The sequence below is a fragment of the Paracoccus sp. PAMC 22219 genome (genome assembly GCF_000787695.1).
Taxonomy (GTDB): domain Bacteria; phylum Pseudomonadota; class Alphaproteobacteria; order Rhodobacterales; family Rhodobacteraceae; genus Paracoccus.
In genome coordinates this window covers 1-5,027 of the sequence record NZ_BBPH01000136.1, presented here as the reverse complement: position 1 = coordinate 5,027, position 5,027 = coordinate 1, and the positions used below count along the sequence as shown (strand labels likewise).

General features: G+C 58.2%; 6 protein-coding genes. 4 read left to right on the top strand and 2 right to left on the bottom strand.

The genetic code is table 11. From position 1 onward, the window contains the following. Window positions 1–468 precede the first annotated feature (468 nt). Both TY51_RS14840 and TY51_RS14835 read left to right on the top strand, forming a co-directional pair. Entirely contained in the window at window positions 469–699 is a 231-nt protein-coding gene (locus tag TY51_RS14840; protein WP_042250812.1) for a hypothetical protein, read from the top strand. A gap of 120 nt (window positions 700–819) precedes the next feature. Next, on the top strand, window positions 820–1,578 hold the full coding sequence (locus TY51_RS14835; RefSeq protein WP_081995098.1) for an SWFGD domain-containing protein: 759 nt from the start codon (window positions 820–822) through the stop codon (window positions 1,576–1,578). Window positions 1,579–1,708: 130 nt separating this feature from the next. On the opposite strand, the gene cueR is transcribed toward TY51_RS14835, so the two are convergent. Further along, window positions 1,709–2,203: a Cu(I)-responsive transcriptional regulator gene (cueR, locus tag TY51_RS14830; RefSeq protein WP_042250814.1), complete on the bottom strand. Its 495-nt coding sequence runs from the start codon at window positions 2,201–2,203 to the stop codon at window positions 1,709–1,711. Window positions 2,204–2,405: 202 nt separating this feature from the next. Here cueR and TY51_RS14825 point away from each other — a divergent pair, with 202 nt between their 5' ends. After that, window positions 2,406–2,678: a hypothetical protein gene (locus tag TY51_RS14825; protein ID WP_042250809.1), complete on the top strand. Its 273-nt coding sequence runs from the start codon at window positions 2,406–2,408 to the stop codon at window positions 2,676–2,678. A gap of 134 nt (window positions 2,679–2,812) precedes the next feature. Continuing rightward, entirely contained in the window at window positions 2,813–4,252 is a 1,440-nt protein-coding gene (locus TY51_RS14820; protein WP_042250807.1) for a PAS domain-containing protein, read from the top strand. A gap of 452 nt (window positions 4,253–4,704) precedes the next feature. On the opposite strand, the gene TY51_RS14815 is transcribed toward TY51_RS14820, so the two are convergent. Further along, window positions 4,705–5,027, bottom strand: a 323-nt coding sequence (locus TY51_RS14815) for an IS5 family transposase (protein WP_042250805.1), incomplete at its 5' end; no start/stop codon positions are given.

Genomic DNA, 5,027 nt, shown 5'->3' with positions numbered 1-5,027 from the left:
TTTTTTCAAACTTCAACGTCATTGAGATTTCCGCGCCGAAACCAGAACCAGTCTGGACTGAAAAAGGGCCCCGATGGACCGGGGCCCTTTCAGCTCGTGGGACGCAAAAAAATTACCATAAGCATTGGCCATTCGCCTAGTGTTATCAGGAGAGCTTTTCACTTCTAGATGCGTTGCGTTGACCTCGGCAAGGTTGGACACATCGCCGAGCCTCTACGATGCCAGTGATCTTGAGCGGATCTTTCGGAAGCCACTTTCCCCTCTCTGAGGTCCGCGGCTGCAGGTGCTTTTCGTGCAAGGACCTCTGGTTTTGCTGCACGCTGGTGAACGAAGTTGACTGTTACGCAGTCGTATTTTTGCCCGCCCACATCCGTCTCAAATATGGGCTGTCCGAATAGCCAACTTCACAATGTGCAAGAACGTCATATCTTCACCCTGTAGTTGTTCAGCGTAACCAAGGTAACCAGTATGCGCCGTAAGTCGGATGACGTGATGTTTCGCCTGGCCATGTCTTTAGAGGACTGGGTCCTTATCGATAATGCTCTGACTGCCTATTCGCACAACGCTGCATATCGAGACGTGCGTGAGAAGCTCGACATGCAGGTGGCGATTGCCCGTGTGCTGTCGGGCGCATCTCAAAGCGCCAAGGTCAGTAACGCTCGCCGGCCCGGTGTGGAGAAAGCTCCTTCCCGCCGATAACATTTATGTGCCGGAACGCTCTCGATTGAGCCGCTGTTTCTCCCGCATCTGAGGTGCCGCGTGGCACCCGTGTTTTGAGGAGGACACGCTATGGCTAACGAATACAACGACCGCGATCGCATGGGTCGCCCCAGCCAGGACTATGGCAACCGCGACGTGAACCGCAACTCGCGGGACTGGACAGACAAGGCCACCGACGAGGTCAAGTCGTGGGTCGGCGATGACCAGGCAGAGCGTCGGCGCGACATGGACGAGGTTCGGGAAAACCGTGACCGCTATAGCGTCGGCGATCGGGCGGCGAACTATGATCGTGGATACGGACAGACCGGCGGATATGGCCGGGACGATGATGGCAATGGCCGTCGTGGCGGCTTGAGCGCGGATCCCCGGACCGGGCGGTCCTATGATCGCTCTGGCGCGAACAGCGGTTACGGACGCGGCGATCAGTCCTACGGGCGTGGTCGCGTCGAGCGGGACGACGATCGCGGTTTTCTGGATCGGGCCGGCGATGAGGTGGCTTCGTGGTTCGGCGACGAGGATGCGAGCCGCCGTCGTGAGATGGACAAGCACCGCGGCACCGGGCCGAAGGGCTATATCCGGTCGGACGAGCGCATCAAGGAAGACGTCAGCGAACGCCTGATGGATGACGGCCAGCTGGACGCATCCGACATCGAGGTGATGGTGCAGGACGGCGAGGTCACGCTGACGGGCACTGTCCCTGAGCGTTTCGCGAAGCGTCACGCCGAGGATGTCGCCGAGCGCGCCTCGGGTGTGAAGCACGTGCAGAACAACCTGCGTGTCGCGTCGGTTGGTCAAACGGGAACGTCGGCGACCTCGCCCCTTGTGGCTGATCCGACGCGGGATCGTGGCATCCTCTAACAGCAGTCTGCAGCTGAATCGCTGCAGACGAAGTCGGACCGTCAGATCTTGATAGCGGGCGCCTCACGGGCGCCCGTTTTCCATATTGCCTGCCATTCCGAATGTGGCGTGCTCTTCGGGTCCACTGCGCTCAGACGATGGACCGCCGCTGTTTCAAGCTTCCGCGGGAAAGATGCGCGGCCCTACCGCCGGGTTTGCGGCCGAGATCTTGGGAGCAAGCCAGGCTGTCGTCGCTATCGGGCATCTCCAGTTCCTGCAGGATGGGACAGTCCGGGCGGTCATTGCCCGAACAGGTACTGACCAGGGTTTCAAGGGTGTCAGCCATGTCCTGAAGATCGGCGATCTTGCGGTACAGGTCGCTGATCCTGGCTTCAGCCAAGGCCTTCACGTCCGCACTGCGCCTATCCTTTTTGCGCCACAGGTCCAGCAGTCCGGAGATCTCGCTGACTGAAAATCCCAGATCGCGGGAACGAGCGATGAATCCAAGGGTATGAACGTCGCGCTGGTCGTATTCGCGGTAGCCGGCAGCTGTCCGCGCTGCAGGCGCGATCAGGCCGATCTGCTCGTAGTAGCGGATCATCTTCGCGGACACCCCAGATCGCGCCGCGGCATCTCCGATATTCATGGATGAAAGCTCCCTCACCAATACCGCGGCAGTTAAGATCGCGGCCGAGGGATCGGTCAAGACGGATCACACATCCGTGGACACATTGACCTTACAACGGTGGGAAGGACTATCTGCCGTCGCGGTAAGGGAGAATGCCGCCGATGCGCCAGCAACAAACCCCAGGACAGGGACGCACATCCTCGTGGGCCCAGGGGGACCAATGATCGATCGTGAGTTGCGCGATCGGTTTGTGGCTGCAGGCGTGCCCGAGACGCAGGTCGACGGCATTCTGGCCTACTTCGATCTTTACGGCGGTGCGGCGGAGATCACCTCCGAGGCCCAGTACCGAAACGCAACGACCCTCTATGTCACGCTGGATGGCTATCTTCCCCCCCATGATACGTACAGTGCCGTGGCCCGTTACGTAATCCATTTGGGCGTGCGACTGGCGGAGTGGGACGGCAAGCATACCGTCCCGACGGGCCTTCGATGAGATCAGGGTACTGGAGCGGAGACTGCGACCCTTGTGCCAAGACGCAAAAAAACGGAAACAAACTTGAGAGAGGGTTCCTTTTCCAAGGCGCGCTCCCTAAATAAGCCCGCTAGGTTTCTTCGAGGCTGATCCACTTGTCAGATGCACGTACGCGCGAAGGCGTTTCGCACTTTCCTTTACCCCCTACAGACAATCCGTTTGCAGCGGCATTTGCAGCCACCCGCATGCCCATGCTGGTGACGGATCCCAACCAGCCGGATAACCCGATCGTCTACGTGAATGACGCGTTCACGGCCCTGACAGGCTACTCCCGCACCGAGATCCTTGGAACGAACTGCCGTTTTCTTCAGGGTCCCGGAACCAATATGAACGATGTGGCAAAGGTGCGCCAAGCGATCGTCAGCAGGGAAAGCATCGAGATCGACCTGCTGAATTATCGCAAGGACGGCACCGCATTCTGGAACCGCCTGCTGGTCTCACCGGTCTTCGATACCAAGGGGCAGCTGACGCATTTCTTCGCCTCGCAGTTCGATGTCTCGCCCGAGCGCAATCGCCTGACCGAACTGTCTCGGGAGCAGAGCGCGCTCGAGACAGAGATCGCCGGGCGCATGCAGGACATCGCCATGACCGAGGCCCGGCTCCGCTTTGTCCTTGGGGCAGCTGGAATGGGGATCTGGACGTTCGACGTCACGAACAACAGGGCCATTCTGTCCAAGCAATGCCTGCTGAACTTCGGTCGCGATCCCTTGGAGAAGTTCGGCTTGGAGGAACTGCAGAAGGCCATCCTTCCCGAAGACTTTCCGAAATGGCAGGAGGCCATGGCCACGGCCATTCGCGACCGTGCCGAAGTCCAAGTGGAATACCGCATCAGGACGCCGGGCGGAGACATCCGGTGGGTTGAGATCAAGGGCCACATCATCACCGCTGCAGATGACCCGCAGATCACCATGGTCGGGGTCTCGCAGAATATCACTGAGCGAAAGGAAGCCGAAGAGCACCGGCGCCTTCTATCCAAGGAACTAGCACACCGCGTTAAGAACTCACTGGCAACCGCGCAGGCGGTATTCAGCCACTCACTGCGGGGCGCAACGGATCTGAATGATGCACGCGACAAGGCCATGGGCCGCATTCAGGCGATGTCGATGGCGCAGGACCTGCTGACCCGGGAGAGCCAATCCCCCGCAGGATTGCGGGAGGTCGTCGAGGAAGCTCTTAAACCATTCAACACCTTTAACATCCGCATTGCTGGTCCGGATATTGCCCTCAACGAGAAAAGCGTCTCCGCCTTTATTTTGGCGCTTTACGAGCTCGCCACGAACTCATTGAAATACGGCTCTCTCAGCGCCGACGGTGGTGCGGTCACGGTGAAATGGAAGATCTCTGACGAGCAGCCGGACCGGTTTCTCTTCGAATGGATCGAGCGCGGCGGGCCGCCTGTCGTCGCGCCGAAGCGTCGTGGGTTCGGATCATCAATTATCGAGAACATTACATCTGCTGATCTTGGTGGGACGGCAAACCTCAGCTTCGAGCCGACCGGCGTGAGGTATGCATTGGACGCACCGCTACCCTCCTAAACGCCCGGACCAAGGCGATGAGAGCATAAGGATCCCGGCAAGCCTGCCATGTTCGATCATCGTTAATCAAGAACCAAGACGTTCAAAAGCACATCGGACTAATCCCACTAACCTAATGCACGTTATAGGCATATCACATTTTGAAGTTCACCTTACTATAGAGGTGAAAAATGCCGTGTAGTATGAAATCAAACGGCTGTATTAGCTATTGCTGGCAGACGGATCGTGACGACCTGCGCCATTTCCTCATGTGTCACACGTAACGAGGAAGATGTTCGCCCCTCCGTGGGGACGGAAAGTTCGCACGGAGGGGATTACCTCTCAATTTGAGTTCGATCTTATTGGGAGGGATGATTGACAAACCGCTCAGGTTAGCAACTGAAGGGTATTTTGTGATCTTAAGTCGATTTAAGCATTAACGTGTTAAAGCTAGGGTCAGGACTCGTTCTTGATCACAGCCAGAACAGAACGGTTGCGGCCAATGCGATTGCGGAAAGGTAGGTGTCCGGGCACCTGTCGTAACGTGTGGCGACACGTCTCCAGTCCTTCAGACGACCGAACATGATCTCGATGCGATTGCGCCTTCTGTAGCGGCGCTTGTCGTATTTCACGGTCTTCTTGCGCGACGTCCTGCCGGGGATGCAGGCTTTTATCCCTCTGTCCTGCAATGCTTTTCGAAGCCAGTCAGCGTCATAGGCCCGGTCTGCCAGAAACCAGTCGGCCTGCGGCAGGCTGTCCAGAAGCGCCGCCGCGCCGGTATAATCACTGACCTGCC